This window comes from Rhizobium vallis (assembly GCF_003985155.1).
Classification (GTDB): domain Bacteria; phylum Pseudomonadota; class Alphaproteobacteria; order Rhizobiales; family Rhizobiaceae; genus Rhizobium; species Rhizobium vallis.
On sequence record NZ_ML133691.1, the window covers coordinates 123,350 to 139,368 of the forward strand.

22 protein-coding genes are annotated in these 16,019 nt (G+C 59.3%); 12 read left to right on the forward strand and 10 right to left on the reverse strand.

Annotated elements, in window-relative coordinates; all coding sequences use genetic code 11:
* Positions 1–19 precede the first annotated feature (19 nt).
* From ligD to ku (EFQ99_RS18415), 3 genes are read right to left on the reverse strand one after another with little or no spacing between them, the layout of a single operon-like run.
* Positions 20–1,063 carry a non-homologous end-joining DNA ligase gene (ligD, locus tag EFQ99_RS18405; RefSeq protein ID WP_126922422.1) on the reverse strand — a complete coding sequence of 348 codons (1,044 nt, stop codon included), beginning with the start codon at positions 1,061–1,063 and terminating at the stop codon, positions 20–22.
* On the reverse strand, positions 1,060–1,869 hold the full coding sequence (gene ku / locus EFQ99_RS18410; RefSeq protein WP_126922423.1) for a non-homologous end joining protein Ku: 810 nt from the start codon (positions 1,867–1,869) through the stop codon (positions 1,060–1,062). The genes ligD and ku (EFQ99_RS18410) overlap by 4 nt, the downstream gene beginning before the upstream one ends.
* Positions 1,870–1,884: 15 nt before the next feature.
* Positions 1,885–2,781, reverse strand: a complete 897-nt coding sequence (gene ku / locus EFQ99_RS18415) for a non-homologous end joining protein Ku (RefSeq protein WP_126922424.1) — start codon at positions 2,779–2,781, stop codon at positions 1,885–1,887.
* 432 nt (positions 2,782–3,213) lie between these two features.
* Here ku (EFQ99_RS18415) and msrB point away from each other — a divergent pair, with 432 nt between their 5' ends.
* Both msrB and EFQ99_RS35580 read left to right on the forward strand, forming a co-directional pair.
* Complete coding sequence (gene msrB, locus EFQ99_RS18420; protein ID WP_126922806.1) at positions 3,214–3,702, forward strand: peptide-methionine (R)-S-oxide reductase MsrB; 489 nt, start codon at positions 3,214–3,216, stop codon at positions 3,700–3,702.
* A 124-nt stretch (positions 3,703–3,826) separates the two neighbouring features.
* Complete coding sequence (locus EFQ99_RS35580) at positions 3,827–4,114, forward strand: IclR family transcriptional regulator domain-containing protein (RefSeq protein WP_281024251.1); 288 nt, start codon at positions 3,827–3,829, stop codon at positions 4,112–4,114.
* Positions 4,115–4,126: 12 nt separating this feature from the next.
* Here EFQ99_RS35580 and EFQ99_RS18430 read toward each other — a convergent pair whose 3' ends face one another.
* From EFQ99_RS18430 to EFQ99_RS18445, 4 genes are read right to left on the reverse strand one after another with little or no spacing between them, the layout of a single operon-like run.
* Positions 4,127–4,813, reverse strand: coding sequence for a transporter substrate-binding domain-containing protein (locus EFQ99_RS18430; RefSeq protein WP_126922426.1), 687 nt, complete (start codon positions 4,811–4,813; stop codon positions 4,127–4,129).
* 11 nt (positions 4,814–4,824) lie between these two features.
* Positions 4,825–5,589: a 4-hydroxy-2-oxoheptanedioate aldolase gene (gene hpaI / locus EFQ99_RS18435; protein ID WP_126922427.1), complete on the reverse strand. Its 765-nt coding sequence runs from the start codon at positions 5,587–5,589 to the stop codon at positions 4,825–4,827.
* A 7-nt stretch (positions 5,590–5,596) separates the two neighbouring features.
* Positions 5,597–6,379 carry a 2-oxo-hept-4-ene-1,7-dioate hydratase gene (hpaH, locus tag EFQ99_RS18440; protein ID WP_126922428.1) on the reverse strand — a complete coding sequence of 261 codons (783 nt, stop codon included), beginning with the start codon at positions 6,377–6,379 and terminating at the stop codon, positions 5,597–5,599.
* A gap of 19 nt (positions 6,380–6,398) precedes the next feature.
* Positions 6,399–7,292, reverse strand: coding sequence for a dioxygenase family protein (locus EFQ99_RS18445; protein WP_126922429.1), 894 nt, complete (start codon positions 7,290–7,292; stop codon positions 6,399–6,401).
* A gap of 251 nt (positions 7,293–7,543) precedes the next feature.
* Between EFQ99_RS18445 and EFQ99_RS18450 the strand changes: the two genes are divergently transcribed.
* Genes EFQ99_RS18450 through EFQ99_RS18495 form a run of 10 tightly spaced genes read left to right on the forward strand, consistent with a single transcriptional unit; the run spans position 7,544 to position 14,901 of the window.
* Complete coding sequence (locus EFQ99_RS18450; RefSeq protein WP_126922430.1) at positions 7,544–8,281, forward strand: GntR family transcriptional regulator; 738 nt, start codon at positions 7,544–7,546, stop codon at positions 8,279–8,281.
* Entirely contained in the window at positions 8,281–9,096 is an 816-nt protein-coding gene (locus tag EFQ99_RS18455) for a sugar phosphate isomerase/epimerase family protein (RefSeq protein WP_126922431.1), read from the forward strand. The genes EFQ99_RS18450 and EFQ99_RS18455 overlap by 1 nt, the downstream gene beginning before the upstream one ends.
* A gap of 49 nt (positions 9,097–9,145) precedes the next feature.
* Positions 9,146–9,814: an amino acid ABC transporter permease gene (locus EFQ99_RS18460; protein ID WP_126922432.1), complete on the forward strand. Its 669-nt coding sequence runs from the start codon at positions 9,146–9,148 to the stop codon at positions 9,812–9,814.
* Between the two features lie 9 nt (positions 9,815–9,823).
* Positions 9,824–10,474, forward strand: a complete 651-nt coding sequence (locus EFQ99_RS18465; protein ID WP_126922433.1) for an amino acid ABC transporter permease — start codon at positions 9,824–9,826, stop codon at positions 10,472–10,474.
* 44 nt (positions 10,475–10,518) lie between these two features.
* Complete coding sequence (locus EFQ99_RS18470; RefSeq protein ID WP_126922434.1) at positions 10,519–11,343, forward strand: transporter substrate-binding domain-containing protein; 825 nt, start codon at positions 10,519–10,521, stop codon at positions 11,341–11,343.
* 7 nt (positions 11,344–11,350) lie between these two features.
* The gene (locus EFQ99_RS18475; protein WP_126922435.1) at positions 11,351–12,124 is read left to right on the forward strand and encodes an amino acid ABC transporter ATP-binding protein; all 774 of its coding nucleotides are present in this window, start codon (positions 11,351–11,353) and stop codon (positions 12,122–12,124) included.
* Positions 12,125–12,136: 12 nt separating this feature from the next.
* On the forward strand, positions 12,137–12,997 hold the full coding sequence (locus EFQ99_RS18480) for a shikimate dehydrogenase (protein ID WP_126922436.1): 861 nt from the start codon (positions 12,137–12,139) through the stop codon (positions 12,995–12,997).
* 16 nt (positions 12,998–13,013) lie between these two features.
* Complete coding sequence (locus EFQ99_RS18485) at positions 13,014–13,382, forward strand: 5-carboxymethyl-2-hydroxymuconate Delta-isomerase (RefSeq protein WP_126922437.1); 369 nt, start codon at positions 13,014–13,016, stop codon at positions 13,380–13,382.
* Between the two features lie 29 nt (positions 13,383–13,411).
* The gene (gene aroQ, locus EFQ99_RS18490) at positions 13,412–13,861 is read left to right on the forward strand and encodes a type II 3-dehydroquinate dehydratase (RefSeq protein ID WP_126922438.1); all 450 of its coding nucleotides are present in this window, start codon (positions 13,412–13,414) and stop codon (positions 13,859–13,861) included.
* Positions 13,862–13,866: 5 nt separating this feature from the next.
* A complete protein-coding gene (locus tag EFQ99_RS18495; RefSeq protein WP_126922808.1) occupies positions 13,867–14,901 on the forward strand; it encodes a Gfo/Idh/MocA family protein in 1,035 nt (344 codons plus the stop codon).
* A gap of 136 nt (positions 14,902–15,037) precedes the next feature.
* On the opposite strand, the gene EFQ99_RS18500 is transcribed toward EFQ99_RS18495, so the two are convergent.
* From EFQ99_RS18500 to EFQ99_RS18510, 3 genes are all read right to left on the reverse strand, one after another.
* Positions 15,038–15,412, reverse strand: coding sequence for a type II toxin-antitoxin system VapC family toxin (locus EFQ99_RS18500; protein WP_126922439.1), 375 nt, complete (start codon positions 15,410–15,412; stop codon positions 15,038–15,040).
* Positions 15,409–15,609, reverse strand: coding sequence for a type II toxin-antitoxin system VapB family antitoxin (locus EFQ99_RS18505; protein WP_112977447.1), 201 nt, complete (start codon positions 15,607–15,609; stop codon positions 15,409–15,411). The genes EFQ99_RS18500 and EFQ99_RS18505 overlap by 4 nt, the downstream gene beginning before the upstream one ends.
* Positions 15,610–15,712: 103 nt before the next feature.
* Complete coding sequence (locus EFQ99_RS18510) at positions 15,713–15,979, reverse strand: hypothetical protein (protein ID WP_126922440.1); 267 nt, start codon at positions 15,977–15,979, stop codon at positions 15,713–15,715.
* Positions 15,980–16,019: the final 40 nt, after the last annotated feature.

Genomic DNA, 16,019 nt, shown 5'->3' on the forward strand with positions numbered 1-16,019 from the left:
GTCGGGGGTTGGATGTGCTTTAGCGCATCCGCCGTTCGCTGATGTCAAAGACTGCCGCATTGTCTTGAACCTCGCGGAGCCCCTTATAGGATGGGTGACGTAAGCTGCCGTCATCCGTCCAACCGGCAAACTCTACCTCGGCGATCAGGGTCGGTTGCGCGAAGACCAGGTTCTTGCCCTTGAGCGGCACGGCCGGCCGCCTGGTCGTTAGCTTGTCCAGGGTGGTTCTTAGGTACTCGGCGTCCTTCGTGTCGAATCCCGTTCCAACGGAGCCGACATAGACCCAGTCGTGCCCGTTGCGAGCGGCAAGCAGAAGGCTCCCCAAGCCGCCGCGCGCGACTGTCGATTGCTCATAGCCGACGATCATGAAGCTCTCGCTCTGCACACATTTGATCTTCAGCCAGTCGCCGGTGCGGCCGGAGCGATAAGGCTGATCCCGATGCTTGGCGATGATGCCTTCGAGCCCCAACGAGCAGGCCTGTTCCAGGAGAACCGCGCCGTCGCCAAAGACTTCCTCCGACAGCTGGATCGCGCCAGTGGCGCCATCGAGAAAATCCTCCAGCATGTGCCGGCGGGCGGAAAGCTCCATTCCGGTCAGAGTGTGGCCGTCGAAATAAAGAAGATCGAACGCCAGAAATACCGACTCCGTCGATGCTCGCTTGCCGCCGCGTCCGCCTAGCGACCGCTGCAGCGCCCCGAAATCCGCATGACCCTTGTTATCAAGCACGACGGCCTCGCCATCGAGGATGGCACTTCCGACGCCGAGCTTTTTGGCTGCTTCGGCGATCACCGGGAACCGGTGCGTCCAGTCATGGCCGCCGCGGGTGATGATCCGCACGCCCTTCGGCTCGATGTGGATCGCCAGGCGGTAGCCGTCCCACTTCACCTCGAAGGACCAATCCGGCCCTTTCGGCGGAACTTTTTTCAGGAGCGCCAGACAGGGCTCGATCCTGTCGGGCATCGGATCGAAGGGAAGATTGGGCTGCGCGGGATCGCGCGGCCGGGACGGCTTGGACTTGGCGACCGGATCGTCCTGCAGCAGCGGTTTGGTGCGACGGCTCATTTGCCGGCCCGCTTCTCGGCGGCGACGGATTTTTTCAGGGCATCCATAATGTTAACCACGTTGCCCGGCGGAACCGATGGCGCAGGTTTGCCTTTAGCCTTGATCGGCTTCTTCAGCGCTTTCTTCTTGGTGGCGATGATGTCGAGCAGCCGCTCCTGGACTGGGTCGGCCACCATTTCCGGGCTCCAATCCTTCGTCTGCCTTGTGATCAGTTGCTGGATCAGCGGCATCATCTCCGAGTCTGCCATTTCATCGCCGATCGCCTCGAAATAGCTATCCTCATCGCGGACCTCATCCCCATAACGCAAAGTCCATAGAACAATACCCTTGCCGCGCGGCTCAAGCATGACGGCCCGCTCGCGGCGCGAGATTACCAGCCGGGATATGCCCACCATGTTCTGGGCCTCCATCGCGTCGCGAATGACAGAAAACGCTTCCTGCCCGACCGGATCGCTCGGAGAAAGATAATAGGGCGTGTCGAGCCAAATCCACTCGATGCTGTCGCGCGGCGCGAATGTGGAAATGTCGATCGTCTTCGTGCTCTCGAGCGCCACGTTCTCGAGCTCCTCGTCTTCGAGGATAACATACTCATCCTCGCCACGCTGATAGCCTTTGACCTCGTCCTCTTCCTTCACGTCCTTGCCGGTGACGGAATCGACATAATGGCTGACCACGCGGTTCTGGGTTTGGCGATTGAGCGTGTGGAAACGGACCTTCTCGCTTTCCGATGTGGCCGGCATCATCTGCACCGGACAAGTAACCAGCGAGAGTTTGAGATAGCCTCTCCAATAGGGACGCAGACCCATGGCGTCATCCTTCCATCAGCTGACACGGCGGGCGGGCGTCGCCGCCGGCTTCGATTTCGCGGCCGGATTTGCCGCCTTCTGGCGCCCGGCGCTCCGGTTGGCGTTGGCGGCCGTGCGTTTTGGTTTTGCTTCCTTTCCTGCGATGCCGGCGCTCTCGCGCAGTGCCTGCAACAGATCGGTCGGCTTGGAGGCGATGGGAGCCTTCTTCTTCGGCAGTGTGCGGCCTTCGATCTTGGCTTTCACCAGTTCGGCGACGGCAGCCTCATAGCGATCGTGGAAGGTGCTGGCATTAAAGCTGCCCTTCTTGGTGCCGATAATGTGTTCGGCAAGTTCGAGCATTTCCCCTTCTATCTTGAGATCCGGCATCTCTTCGAATGCCTTGTCGGACGAGCGGACCTCGTAGTCGAAGTTCAGCGTCGAGGCGATCAGCCCCTTGCCATATGGCCGAATGAGGACCGTGCGCATCCGGCGGAAGAGCACGGTCTGGGCGATTGCGGCGACCCCTTCTTTTTTCATGCCGTCGCGCAGGAGCAGGAAGGCATCCGCGCCCATCTTGTCGGGCGCGAGATAATAGGGTTTGTCGAAATAGGTGGTGTCGATCTGCGAGCAGGGGATGAAGGCCTCAATCTTCAGGGTCTTGTTGCTTTCGGGCACGGCGGCGGCGACCTCTTCAGGCTCGAGCACGATATATTGGCCATTCTCGACCTCGTATCCCTTAACCTGGGCCTCGCGCTCGACCGGATCGCCGGTTTCGCTGTCGACGAACTCCCGTCTGACGCGGTTGCCGGTCTTGCGATTGAGGGTGTTGAAGGCGATGCGCTCCGACGACGAGGCAGCCGTATAGAGCGCCACCGGGCAGGAAACCTCTCCGAACTTGATGTACCCCTTCCAATTCGCTCTTGGACCCGCCATGGCACCATTACTCCGACGCAACTCCAGCGATTCAAGTGATTCGGCGGCGATTCGTTCCGAGTCGAAACGAATCTATTTTCAATAGCTTAGCCCGATGCGAATGCGCGTTTTGCGAGTCCCGGCTAGATCCATGATTCCATGCATCTTTTGATGTGCCGCGCATTTTCTGGGTGGAACAACCACCAAGGAGGCAGGTGTCATGCCGGTCGAGGCATCGCGGCAACATCTGCCAGGACCTGGCGATTGAAGACCTCCAATTGCGCAGCCCTTGGCGGAATGACGGCAGATCACGTTTCGGTGTTCTCACCGGCATATGTGTAACAAGGCGATATCCACTTCCGTAATTCATAGCGACGGGACATGCCGCCGCAAGTGATGGGAGCGTGGATGTTCTGCGAGCCGGCGGCTTATCCGCCGAAGGAGAACAGTGCGATGTTGAACAGACGACGAATGCTTATCACCGCTGCTCTTGGCGGTATTGGTCTGCGACTGGGGAACGGCGTGACGGCGGCAAGGGCGGCCGGGATCTTTGCTGTCGTCCATAGCGATGACGAATGGCGCAAGATCCTGACGCCGGACCAATATGCTGTGCTCAGGGAAGAAGGGACCGAACGCCCGTTTACGAGCGTTTTATTGAACGAACATGGAAAAGGCAATTTCGCCTGTGCCGGCTGCGATCAAGAGCTTTTTTCCTCGACCACCAAGTTCGAGAGCGGCACGGGCTGGCCGAGCTTCTGGGCGCCGCTCGATGGCGCGGTGGCGACGTCGCGCGACACGACCCTCGGCATGGTGCGCAACGAAGTGCACTGCAGCCGTTGCGGCGGGCATCTGGGACATGTCTTCGACGACGGGCCGAAGCCGACCGGTCTGCGCTACTGCATGAACGGCGTGGCCATGAAATTCCATCCGGCTGCAGCTTGAACGATCAGGGATCGACCAACTATCCTGTTTATCCTTGCCCTATCTCGGTGGCGTTCTGACCATTGTTAGCCCCGGTATCCTGCCGATCCGACCGTTCGTTTTTGCGCGGGCAGGCCAACCTTTCCTGCGCTGGTGCGGCGCGCCCGAGACGTTCGAGCAGCTCTCAGCCATGCTCGATGACGCGAGACAAAAAGTCTACGCAAGCGTTCGCGACAGCTACGCGCTGGGAACGACTGCGATGGCGGTCATCATCGTTCGAAGGGCCACCCACTCTCCGATCGGCACCTTGAGTGTGGCCGGTCCCACGATGCGCCTTAGCGACGACCGTATGAATGAGATCCTCCCTTGGCTGAAATCCAGTGCGAGGGAGCTTGAAGCTGCGAGCAGTTCCTCGCCGATCTTTGCACCCTGAGGGCGGCTTCTACTACGGCAGGCTTCCGACATCCGCGCCATCGAGCCGCCGCACGAAATCCGCGAAGAAGAGCGAGGCGTTAGTGGCCCGTTTGTGGACCGCGATCGTCTGAGGAATTCGCGAAAACACTCCATCTAACACCCGGAAGCCTTCCATCCGCTCCGAGGCGTTGACGAGGAATTCGGTCAGCCCAGCCGCCGCGTCGCATTCTCGCTCGGCGAGACAGTCGAGTGCCGCCGCGGGGCTGTCGACATGCAACACTGTTGCTCGTTTGAGGGTTCGTTCAAGCTGTTTCGTATAGGCGGCGCTCCGCGCGGAAGCGATACGGATTCCATTGCAATCCACTTCCTCCGCCGTCCGGTAGGGCGAACCCTCTGGAAGCAGGTAGGTGGCCTCGACGGAGATGTAGGGAGGCGAGAAGCTGAAGCGATCGGTTCTTGATGGGTCAGACGCGATGAAGGCGATGTCCCACTCACCGCCGTCCGCAGCGGAAAGAATGTCCGCGGCCGATCCGTATTGTATCAGGGAAAGCCCACGATCGAGTTCGTGGGCGATCCTATCCGCAATTTCCGCGCTCGGGCCCACCAAGGCGCCTGCGTCTTCGTCCCAGCGGATCAACGCTGCGTTCGACATGTTGACGGCGGCCCTAACGGTTCCAGCCGGCGCTATCTCCGACCGGACCTGCTCCAAATTAAACATGCTGTGCCTCCCTAGCGCGAAAACCTGGATGCAAGTGCTTCCGATCCTCTGGCAAGGAGGGCAACATCGACTCCAACTGCCGTAAACAGCGTTCCCTGCGCAATGCAGCGAGCCGCAAACTTCTCGTCAGCCGTCAAGATGCCCGACGGTTTACCGACGGCTTTCAAGCGCTCGATCGCATTCTCGATTGCCGAGACTACCGCAGGATGTCCCGGTTGGCCGGGATAGCCGAGGCTGGCTGCGAGGTCCGCCGGACCGATGAAGATCCCGTCGACTCCATCGACTCCTGCAATGGCTTCAAGCTGATCGAGCGCCTCTCCTGTTTCGATCTGCAGCAAGAGGCAGATCTCCTGCTCGGCGGTCTGCGCGTAGTTCGGCACGCGCCCGAAACGGGTGGCGCGGGTGAGGGCGGATACGCCGCGGATACCTCGTGGTGCGTAACGCGCGGCTGCCACGGCCGCCTTCGCCTCCTGTTCATTCTGCACATATGGAATGAGAAGCGTCTGGACGCCGATATCCAGAAAGCGCTTGATCAATACAGGGTCGTTGAAGGCCGGGCGTACCACGGGGGCGACGTCGTACGGCGCGACCGCCTGCAACTGTGGAAGTACAGTGAGGACGTCGCTGGGAGAATGCTCGGTATCGAAAAGCAGCCAGTCGAAACCGGACGGTGCGACGATTTCCACTGCATAGCTGCCCGGAAGGCCGCACCACAATCCGATCTGACTTTGACCGGCCAGGAGTTTTCGCTTGAACCTGTTGACGGGGAGTTCCATTAGATCCTCACACGAACGAGACGCCGATAGACCCCACGGGGCCGTAGTCGGCCTGGATCACGTCGCCCTGGGCGATGTCCACAGGGCGGGTGAAAGAGCCGGCCAGCACGATCTGTCCCTTTTTCAAACCGCCGCCCACTGCGTACAGCTTGTTTACCAGCCAGGCGATCCCGGCTGCCGGATGGCCCATGATCGCTGCAGAAACACCGGATTCCTCGATAATGCCGTTCTTCGAGAGGGTGGCGCCCACCCAGCGGATGTCGATGTCCATCGGACGAATGATGCGCCCCCCAACAACGATTGCTCCAAAGGCGGCATTGTCAGCGATCGTGTCGGTGATCGCTCTTGGAACCTCGGTGCGATAGTCGATGATCTCGAGAGCCGGGACTACGAATTCAGTCGCCCTCATCACGTCGTAGATCCGCGTTCCGGGCCCCTCGAGATCCTCGCCCATCACAAAGGCGAGCTCGACTTCAAGGCGGGGCTTGATAAAGAGTTCCGCCTTGATCTGCGCTCCGTCGTTGTAGAGGGCGTCGTCGAGGATGACACCATAGTCGGGCTCGGTCATCTTGGATGCCATCTGCATCGCGCGCGACGTAAGGCCGATCTTGTGGCCTACGACCCGAGCACCCTTCGCAGTGCGAGCCTCCGCCCAGAGCGCTTGAATTTTGTAGGCGTCTTCAAGCTCCAGACCGGGATAGGTCTTGCTCGGTTGAACGATCGGCTTGCGGTCGATTTCTGCCTTCAAAAGGGCGTTGGCCGCCTCTCGGCGTTCCAGTTCTGTGATCATGGTTCGGCTCTGTCGTTGATTATTTGATTGGTGGACGCGGCAGCACGGCTTCGCCGGGCTCCATGACGTAGGTGTAGTCGAGCGAGAACCAGGGGCCGTCGACGCCCGGCTCGGACGGATGCGGTTCGTCATGGCGGACGAAGTCGCCGGTCAGGGCTGCGGTCACTCCAAACTGAACGTCGGAATCGATGTTCGGATCGCTTGGATCGAAGACCTGGGAAATCAACGTCTTGTATCCCTGCTTGAAGATCAGGGCGTGAAGATGCGCTGGTCGGTACGGGTGACGTCCCTGCACCTTTAGCAGTCGGCCGACGACGCCGTCGACTGGGATCGGGTATCCGACCATCTTCACGGTATTGAACCAGAAGCGGCCGTCCGCGTCCGTGGTGAACTTGCCCCGAAGGTTCATCTCAGCCTGATCGGGATCCTGATTTTCATAGAGCCCGACTGGAGAAGCATGCCAAACGTCGACCTCGGCCCCCGCGATCGGCCTGCCGTCCCGGTCTACCACCTTGGCGCGGACATAGAGTGGCGTGCCTGGCGTGTCGGAGCGGATGATCGTACCGCCGTTTTCGACACGGGGAGAGTTCAGACGCCAGAACGGCCCGAGAAGAGACTGCGACGTCTCCGTCTGGCCGCTGTCGCCGTTGTTCAAGAGGCAAACCAGCGAGGATACGCCGAGAGATCCGGCCATAAGAACAAACTCGTTGTGGCTGTCCGTCTGCAGTTGTCCGATTTCGTTTAGGATCGCCGTAGTCTCGCGGAACTCGACTTCGGACAATCTCACCTCCCGCACGAATGCATGGAGATGCTTCACCATCGCTACGAGAATCTCGCGAAGACGCGGATCCTCGGTTTTGTTCATCACCGCGAGGACGGCAGGCGTCAGATCGCTTTCGGTTTTTATGGCCATAGGGCTACCTCCCATTGGCGCCGACTATAAAAATAATCGATTATCTGTCAAGGAATGTTACGACGACTTTTCCCGCCAGCCGGGAGGAAATTAGCCTTTCATCAGGCTAATATATTGCTATTGTTAATTTAAAATCGCAAAGCAAACAGACCATAGCTAACAAGACCGGCTCATTTGCATTTTTTGTTGACGCAGATAATCGTTTATTATATCGATCATCGACAATTGATCAAGATTGCCAGGGAGCAGGGATGAGCTCGACCGACGACAGCGCCTCTGCGCCAATGACAGACGAGGAGACAGCGTCCGCGGGTTTTGCCGATGATGGCAAGAACACTATCGGAAGTCAGTTGGCGTCGCGTCTGCGCGAGGCGATCATTTCTGGCGAGCTGGAGGCCGGCAGCAAGATCAATCTCGATAAGGCGCGCCGCACATTCAACGTCAGCCTCAGCCCTCTGAGGGAGGGACTTGCCCGCCTCATCTCCGACGGCCTGGTGGAGTTTCAGGACAACCGCGGCTATCGCGTTGCTCCGATCTCGCTGGCGAATCTGGAAGAAATCACGACGCTCCGCGAAGAGCTCGAAGTCTTCGCGCTGCGGGAATCCATGCGTATCGGCGATGTCGAGTGGGAGAGCAATATAATGCGCTCGCTCCATCGCCTGAACCGCACGGATCGGGATGCCTCGCGGCCTGAGACATTGGAGCTATGGGAAGCTCTTCACCGGGAATTCCATCTCACGCTCATTTCCGGTTGCGGCAAACCGCTTCTGTTGCATTTTTGCGGCCTCTTGCTGAACCTCAATGACCGGTACCGCCGGGCCTTCCTCATAAGAACTTCCGGCGACCGAAACGTCGGCCAAGAGCACAGCGAGATTGCGCAAGGAGCGGTCGCGCGGGATATCGAATACGCCACCGACAAACTGCGACAGCACATCCACCGCACTGGGACGAACCTTCGAAATCATCTCGCGACGAAAGGGATCGTGTGATGGTGGCGCCTGGAAAATCAGAGCAACAGATTGGCGTAGCGCACTTCTCCGCCATCTCCCTGGAGCCGAGCGATTTTGCGAAGGTCGCAGCCGGGGCAGGCTTTTCCAGAATTGGGCTGAGGCTGAATCCGGCCTTCCCCGGAGCGCCCTACTACGAGCTTCCCGTCGGCGGCCACGCGGCGGAAGAATTGAAAGCCGTACTGCGCGGCGAAGCGCTCGAGGTCTTCGACATCGAGTTCTTTGTCATCGACCCCTCGTTCAACGCCTCGTCTCTGGAACCCATATTGGCTGCGGCTGCCAATATCGGGGCCAAGCGTCTAAGCGTGTGCGGCGACGATCCGGAACAGAGCAGGCTGCAGTCGAACTTCACCGAATTCTGCGGCCTTGCAAGCGGCTACGGATTAGCGGTCGATATCGAGAACATGGGTTGGCGGACGATCAGAACGTTCGCTGACAGCGTCAATCTCGTGAAATCGAGCGGCGCGTCCAATGCCGGCGCGCTCGTCGACGGAGTGCATTTCTTCAGGAACGGCGGAACGTTGACGTTGCTGCGCGCCGAGATCGACAGGGTCAAACACGTCCAGTTGTGCGACGTCGCCGGACCTGCCCCGAGCACAGCCGAGGCCATGATCGCAGAGGCCCGAGGCAAACGCCTTGCCCCCGGCGAGGGGGAATTGCCCTTGGGCGAACTGGTCGCAATAGCCGGGGCCGCATCGGTCTCGGTCGAAGTACCTCTTTCAGGCTCGGCAGACGCGGAGGAGCATTTGAAACGCCTGTTCGAAGGGGCCGTACGAATATTTAAGCCGGGTCAGTGATCCCGGCGCCGGCGGGGCGAGAGCCGCGCCGAGTGGAGGAAGCCAACACATGGGTTACACGTTTGATTTTGGTGCGGTCTTCGACCGCGCCCCGGAATTGTTATGGGGTTCGCTCGGATCGTTGGGTCTCGCCTTCGCCGGGATGCTGCTTGCTCTCGTGATCGGAATCCTGGGCGTTGCTGCGAGAACGTCGAAGATCGCGTGGGTTCGCAGTCCGGTCATCGCGTTCGTCGAAGTCGTCCGCAACACGCCGTTCCTGGTGCAGATCTTCTTCATCTACTTCGCCCTCCCGCTTATGGGCATCCGCCTGAATCCGACGGTCACCGCGATCATCGCGCTGGGGATCAACGGCGGCGCCTACGCCATCGAGATCATCCGCGGGGGCGTTGAGAGCATAAGCAAGGGACAGATCGAAGCTGGTTTTGCGCTCGGGCTGCACAAGGCCGACGTCTTCCGCCTCATCGTTCTCAAGCCGGCACTGCGAGCGATCTACCCGTCTTTGACGAGCCAATTCGTGATGCTGACCTTGACCACGTCGGTGTGCACCTCGATCGCCGCGTATGAGCTGACATCCGCGGCGCAACGCATCGAGTCAGACACGTTCCGAAGCTTCGAAGTCTACTTCACGGTGACCGCAATCTACCTGGTCATCTCAAGCCTGATGATGGGAATCTTCGCTCTGATCTCCCGTTCCTACTTCAACTATCCGACTCGATAGGAGGCGCTCATGGGTCCCATCGGCGAAAACGAGCTGCTCTTCATCCTGCAGGGTCTGAAATGGACCGTATTGCTGGCGATCATCGGTTTCATTGGCGGAGGCGTGTTCGGCATTTTGATCGCGCTTGTGCGCACGTCGAAGTATCCGTTCGCCCGGCTTGCATCATCTGGCTACATCGCGCTCTTCCAAGGCACGCCGCTCCTGATGCAGCTCTTTGTCGTCTACTACGGCGTTGCCTTGCTTGGCATCGACGTCAACGCCTCGGTCGCTGTCGCGATCGCGTTCACTCTTCACGCGAGCGCCTTCCTCGGCGAGATATGGCGCGGCTCGATTGAAGCCGTCCCCAAAGGGCAGACCGAAGCCGCGAACGCTCTTGGTCTGCATTACGTCTCCCGAATGAAGGACGTGGTTCTGCCGCAGGCTTTGAAGATCTCGATGCCTGCGACCATCGGCTTTCTTGTGCAGCTCATCAAGGGGACGTCGCTTGCGGCGATCGTGGGCTTCATCGAGCTGACCCGCGCTGGCCAGATCATATCGAACCAGACCTACCGCCCGCTGCTCGTCTTCGGGATCGTCGGAATAATCTACTTCATGATTTGCTGGCCTCTCTCCCATGTCGGAAGCGGCCTCGAGAAACGGATGGCAAAAGCTGCCCGCTAACCCTGCTTCGGGAAGAAGCAAACAGCACAAGAGGAGGAAGTGCAATGAATACCAATCGCAGGAAATTTTTGGGTCTAGCGCTGGCGACCGCTACCTTCGCCTCCGTTGGCGCCGCGGCAGCCACCGCGGCATCTGTCGAGGAGATTAAGTCGAAGGGAATGCTCGTAGTGGGCATCCAAGGCGACAACGCGCCTTGGGGCTTTGTGAACTCGAGTGGCAAACAGGACGGCTTTGACGCCGACGTGGCGACGCTGTTCGCCAAGGAACTCGGCGTGAAAGTCCAGTTCCAACCACTCGCGGTCGCGAACCGTATTCCCGCGCTGACGACCGGCAAGGTCGACATTCTCTTCGCCACGATGGCGATGACGGAAGAGCGCGCCAAGGCGATCCAGTACAGCAAGCCTTATGCGGCCAACACGATTTCGCTCTATGCCGCCAAGGCCGACGCCGTGAAAACGCCGGCGGACGTGGCGAGTTGGGAAATCGGCGTGCCGAAGTCCAGCTCGCAGGACAAGGCCGTGACCGACGCGGTCGGATCGACGGCCACCATTCGCCGCTTCGACGATGACGCCGCAACTATTCAGGCGCTGGTCTCGGGACAGGTCAAGGCCGTCGGAGGCAACATGTTCTACGGACAGCGGCTCGATGCCGCCAGCGCCGGCACCTACGAGCGTAAGATCGACTTCCTGACGACTTACAACGGCGTCGGAACGCGACTGGGCGAGAAGGACTGGAACGAGGCCGTCAATGCCTTCCTCGACAAGATCAAGGGTAATGGCGAACTCGCAGCCATCACCAAGAAGTGGATGGCAATCGATCTTCCCAAGTTCCCCGAATCCATCCCGAACATCCCGTTTACGGTCAAGTAAAGCATAAATGGAGGGCGCCGTGCTCACTTCCCCCAACGATCAGTCGACCTTGATATCCCTTGATAAAGTGGAGAAATGGTACGGCTCCTTCCACGCCCTGAAGAACATCAATCTGTCAGTTCGCAAGGGAGAGAAGATCGTCCTTTGCGGACCGTCCGGTTCCGGCAAGTCCACCTTGATCCGTTGCATCAACGCTCTTGAATTGATTCAGGACGGCAAGATCGTGGTCGAAGGCCAACTGCTGGACGGCACCACCAAGGCTGTCGACGCTATTCGACGTGAAGTCGGAATGGTTTTCCAGAACTTCAATCTGTTTCCGCACATGACCGTCCTGCAAAACTGCGCGCTCGCACCGATGAGGGTGCGGGGCGCAAGCCGTGCCGACGCAGAGAAGCTGGCGCGAAAGTATCTCGAGCGCGTCCGCATCCTTGATCAGGCGGAAAAGTATCCAGCCCAACTCAGCGGCGGGCAGCAGCAGCGCGTCGCCATCGCGCGCGCCCTGTGCATGGAGCCAAAAGCCATGCTTTTCGACGAGCCCACGTCCGCCTTGGACCCCGAAATGGTCAAAGAGGTTCTCGACACCATGATCGGCCTCGCACGAGACGGCATGACAATGATCTGCGTGACCCATGAAATGGGCTTTGCCCGGCAAGTCGCTGACAGGGTCATCTTCATGGCTTCCGGAGAGATCATAGAGGAGGCGGAGCCGGAAACCTTCTTTAAAAATCCCAGGCATGACCGGACGAAGGCGTTTCTCGGCGAAATCCTTGCGCATCACTGATCGGTCAGAAACATGGACAACAACAAATACCTGGTCGGTCTAATTGGCGCCGACATCCAGATGTCAAAGTCGCCGGCGCTCCATGAAGCGGAAGGGCGCCACCTGGGACTTGATTACAAGTACGAGCTCGTGGACCTGGCGGCGCGCGGCTTGCCGCCTTCCGCGCTGCCGGATCTTCTGGACGAACTGGAAAGCCGCAGCTTTGCGGGAACCAACATCACCCACCCATGCAAACAGACCGTGCTGGCTCACCTAACGCGCCTGTCCGAAGATGCTGAGATGCTTGGAGCCGTTAACACAGTCGTGTTTCAGAACGGCGAGCGGGTCGGACACAACACCGACTGGTATGGCTTCTACAAGAATTTCGAGCGCGGATTGCCCGGTGTCGCGAAGACTCATGCAGTTCTGCTTGGCGCTGGCGGTGCTGGTGTGGCCGTCGCGCACGCGGCTGTGAAAGTCGGCATAGAAAATCTCTCGATCTTTGATCAGGACGAGCGCCGCGCCTCAACTCTTGCCGAACAGCTCAACGAGAGATTTTCAGGAGAGGTCGCGAGGCCGGTCAAAGACGTCGGCGCTGCGCTCGCCACCGCAGACGGCCTGATCCACGCCACGCCGACGGGTATGCGAAGCCATCCGGGACTTCCGATCGATCCCGATTGGATAGAGCGGCATCATTGGGTGGCGGATATCGTCTATATGCCGTTGGTGACCGAGCTCCTTGCGTTGGCGACGCAGAAGGGGTGCCGAACGCTTCCCGGGGGAGGAATGACCGTGTTCCAAGCGGCCGCAGCCTTCGAGCTTTTCACAGGCCTATCGCCCGACACGGAACGAATGTCGCGCCATTTCGACGATCTGTGCCGAGTGGCAGCCTGATCGGGGGAACTAAGCCATGCCGCATATTATCATCGACTACAGCCGAGGTGCCGCAGAACGCGTCGCCATCGATGAACTGACCCGCGCGGTTCATCGCCGGGTCCGCGACGGAGGGCTGGTCAAGCCAACCGTGGTCCGCACGTTCGCTAGAGAAGCCACCATCTCCTGCGTCGGGGACGAGCATCCCGACAATCACTTTGTGCAGATAATCGTGCGCATGGCCCCCGGCCGTCCCCCGGAGGTCAAAAGGGAGCTACTGAAATCGGTGCTCGAAGCTGCGCGTGACGTCGCAGCATCCGCACTGGAAACGGGCCGGCTCGGGCTTCGCGCAGATCTCTACGAATCCGACCCAAACTTCGCGCTTCAGGAAATAGCGTTGGCCTGATCCGGCAACGCCTAACAAGGACAATTGCAATGAGCCTCATCTACGTTCTCAACGGCCCAAACCTGAACCTTCTCGGCAAGCGCCAGCCGCATATCTACGGGCACGAGACATTGGTTGACGTTGAGGCGGACTGCCGAAAGTTGGCGTCGGAACTGGGACACGAGATCCGTTTCCATCAAAGCAATCGCGAATACGAGATCATCGACTGGATCCACGAAGCGCGCGAGGACGGCGCTGGCATCGTCATCAACCCGGCCGCATTCACTCATACTTCGCTCGCCATCCTCGACGCGCTGAATACCTTCGAGGGCCCCGTCATCGAGATCCATATCTCCAACGTCCACAAGCGCGAGAGTTTTCGCCACCATTCCTTCGTGTCCCACCGGGCCGACGGTGTCATCGCGGGTCTTGGCACCGAGGGCTACCAACTCGGCATCCGCAGAGTTGCGACCATGCTCAAGACCGAGAAGAAGGACTGATGGCGGTGGCGAACCGGGTCAAGCTAGCGGTCCTTGGGGCGGGGCTCATCGGCAAGCGTCATGTCAAGCACGTGATGAAAGAGCCGGCCGCGGAGCTGATGGCCGTGGTGGATCCCTCGCCAGTCGGCCAAGCGATCGCTAGTGAGGCTGGTGTCAGATGGTTCCCCAGTTTTGCCGACATGACGATGTCAGAGCGCCCCGACGGCGTCATCATCGCGACGCCCAACCAGGTGCATGTCCAGAATGGGTTGGAAGCCGTAGCGGCCGGTGTACCGGCGCTGGTTGAAAAGCCGATCGCGGACGACATCGCTGCTGGCGAGAAGCTTGTGCAAATGGCGGAAGCCAAAGGCGTCGCGCTGCTGACGGGACATCACCGCCGGCATAATCCGATGATGCAGAAGGCGAAGGAGATCATCGACAGCGGGACGCTCGGTCGGATCCTGATCGTGAATGCGATGTTCTGGCTGTTCAAGCCGGACGAGTACTTCGACATCCCGTGGCGGCGAGAGCGTGGAGCCGGGCCGGTCTTCCTCAACCTTATTCACGACATCGACAACCTCCGCTTTCTTTGCGGCGACATAAGCGCCGTGCAGGCCCGTGAATCCAATGCAGTGCGCCGCAACGCCGTCGAGGAAACCGCGGTCATCCTCATCGAGTTCAAAAATGGTGTTCTCGGCACTGCTTCCGTCGCCGATTCCGTTGTCGCGCCGTGGAGTTGGGAGATGACGACGGGAGAAAATCCCGCTTACCCGAAAACCGAAGAGACTTGCTACATGATCGGCGGAACACACGGATCTCTGGCCGTGCCGTCGTTGGAAATATGGAGCAATGCCGAAAAGCGAAGCTGGACCGAGGCATTTGAGCGTGACAGAGCTCCGTTCGAAAACGAGGACCCGCTCGTCATGCAGATCCGTCAGTTCTGCAGCGTTATTCGTGGCGAGGAAGCTCCATTAGTGAGCGGTCGTGAAGGCTTGGAGACATTGAAGGTCATCGAGGCCGTGAAGCGATCAGCCGCGACGGGAGGACGAGTCGTCCTCTGACCAGAGATTGGCAAGCGGCGAGAGAAACGTCTAAATCAACGATATGCCGCACGAGGGAATAGCGTGATATGGTTCAAGTCCCTTCAAGGGCGAGAGATCGGAAAAATCCGAAAATTCGGAAGCATTATTTCGGTGTTTAGCTGCGCGGCTTATGCAATGAAGCGCCTGCCTTTTCGGCCGCTGCCCGCAGACGCTTGTCCCTGGTCCATAATGCCGCTCGCCGATCAAGCAGTATCGAGGCGAGCAAGTGGGCATCTGTATAGCCGATGCCCATACTGAAAATGCCGTGACGGTCGATCATTGTCATTACTTCGTCGTGCGTTGCGACGAATGCTTGGCGCTGGGCTGCCAGAAACGTTATCACACGCTCGCGATCTCGAAGGCTGCCAAGTGCCAGTTCGCCTACCACCGCCGGATGGCAGAGTAGGCGATCGTCCTCAATGATCGTCCGAAGCTCCGCCTCAAAATGGCGAAAATGATCGATCCATATAGAAGTGTCTGCCAGTATCACTTGGCCGCCGCGCGCCGGCGACGCGGAGCTGCCTCTGCATCGGGCATAGTTCCGCCGAGCGCGATGAGGCGTTTCCCGGACTCTACTCGGACAAGCGTCTCCAACGCTTGGCGGACGAGAGCCGCGGTTTCTTTTGTGCCAGTCAGAGACCTGGCCCTTTCCATGAGAGTGTCGTCGAGATTGATAGTCGATCGCATTATTTTTTATCCTTATTCTGACGTCTTAAATAGCACCATTTGGTGATAAAATCTACGCCTAGTCCACGTCGATACCTCCGGACGGATAGCGGGTAGGATGTCGTTACTCGCGCACTTCGAGACGGTCTCCGTATTTCAGGGCGAGCCGCCTGCAATCTTCGCAATCAAGCTTAATGCCGTCCAGTGTGACTGTCGCAGCCGCCGTGCTGCAAACAGACTGATCCAACCTAGCGACACGAAGAATGGCGTTGCCAAGCAGCATATCACATGGAGCCTGATCTACTTCAGGGCCGCCGACGCTGTGCGTGACAATACCCCGCACCGTGGCAAGCCATTTGCGCTTTCGGATGATATTTCTGTCCTCGACCATGAGCGTGCCTCTACCGGAAACCCGGTCAGTTCACCTCGAA

Coding starts and splice junctions, on each gene's coding strand:
- msrB (WP_126922806.1), top strand. CDS start 3,214: ATGTTGAACAGACGACGAATGCTTATCACCGCTGCTCTTGGCGGTATT.
- EFQ99_RS18475 (WP_126922435.1), top strand. CDS start 11,351: ATGGAGGGCGCCGTGCTCACTTCCCCCAACGATCAGTCGACCTTGATA.
- ligD (WP_126922422.1), bottom strand. CDS start 1,063: ATGAGCCGTCGCACCAAACCGCTGCTGCAGGACGATCCGGTCGCCAAG.
- aroQ (WP_126922438.1), top strand. CDS start 13,412: ATGAGCCTCATCTACGTTCTCAACGGCCCAAACCTGAACCTTCTCGGC.
- EFQ99_RS18470 (WP_126922434.1), top strand. CDS start 10,519: ATGAATACCAATCGCAGGAAATTTTTGGGTCTAGCGCTGGCGACCGCT.
- EFQ99_RS18465 (WP_126922433.1), top strand. CDS start 9,824: ATGGGTCCCATCGGCGAAAACGAGCTGCTCTTCATCCTGCAGGGTCTG.
- hpaH (WP_126922428.1), bottom strand. CDS start 6,379: ATGATCACAGAACTGGAACGCCGAGAGGCGGCCAACGCCCTTTTGAAG.
- ku (WP_126922424.1), bottom strand. CDS start 2,781: ATGGCGGGTCCAAGAGCGAATTGGAAGGGGTACATCAAGTTCGGAGAG.
- ku (WP_126922423.1), bottom strand. CDS start 1,869: ATGGGTCTGCGTCCCTATTGGAGAGGCTATCTCAAACTCTCGCTGGTT.
- EFQ99_RS18460 (WP_126922432.1), top strand. CDS start 9,146: ATGGGTTACACGTTTGATTTTGGTGCGGTCTTCGACCGCGCCCCGGAA.
- EFQ99_RS18510 (WP_126922440.1), bottom strand. CDS start 15,979: ATGGTCGAGGACAGAAATATCATCCGAAAGCGCAAATGGCTTGCCACG.
- EFQ99_RS18455 (WP_126922431.1), top strand. CDS start 8,281: ATGGTGGCGCCTGGAAAATCAGAGCAACAGATTGGCGTAGCGCACTTC.
- EFQ99_RS18430 (WP_126922426.1), bottom strand. CDS start 4,813: ATGTTTAATTTGGAGCAGGTCCGGTCGGAGATAGCGCCGGCTGGAACC.
- EFQ99_RS18505 (WP_112977447.1), bottom strand. CDS start 15,609: ATGCGATCGACTATCAATCTCGACGACACTCTCATGGAAAGGGCCAGG.
- EFQ99_RS18480 (WP_126922436.1), top strand. CDS start 12,137: ATGGACAACAACAAATACCTGGTCGGTCTAATTGGCGCCGACATCCAG.
- hpaI (WP_126922427.1), bottom strand. CDS start 5,589: ATGGAACTCCCCGTCAACAGGTTCAAGCGAAAACTCCTGGCCGGTCAA.
- EFQ99_RS18485 (WP_126922437.1), top strand. CDS start 13,014: ATGCCGCATATTATCATCGACTACAGCCGAGGTGCCGCAGAACGCGTC.
- EFQ99_RS18445 (WP_126922429.1), bottom strand. CDS start 7,292: ATGGCCATAAAAACCGAAAGCGATCTGACGCCTGCCGTCCTCGCGGTG.
- EFQ99_RS18450 (WP_126922430.1), top strand. CDS start 7,544: ATGAGCTCGACCGACGACAGCGCCTCTGCGCCAATGACAGACGAGGAG.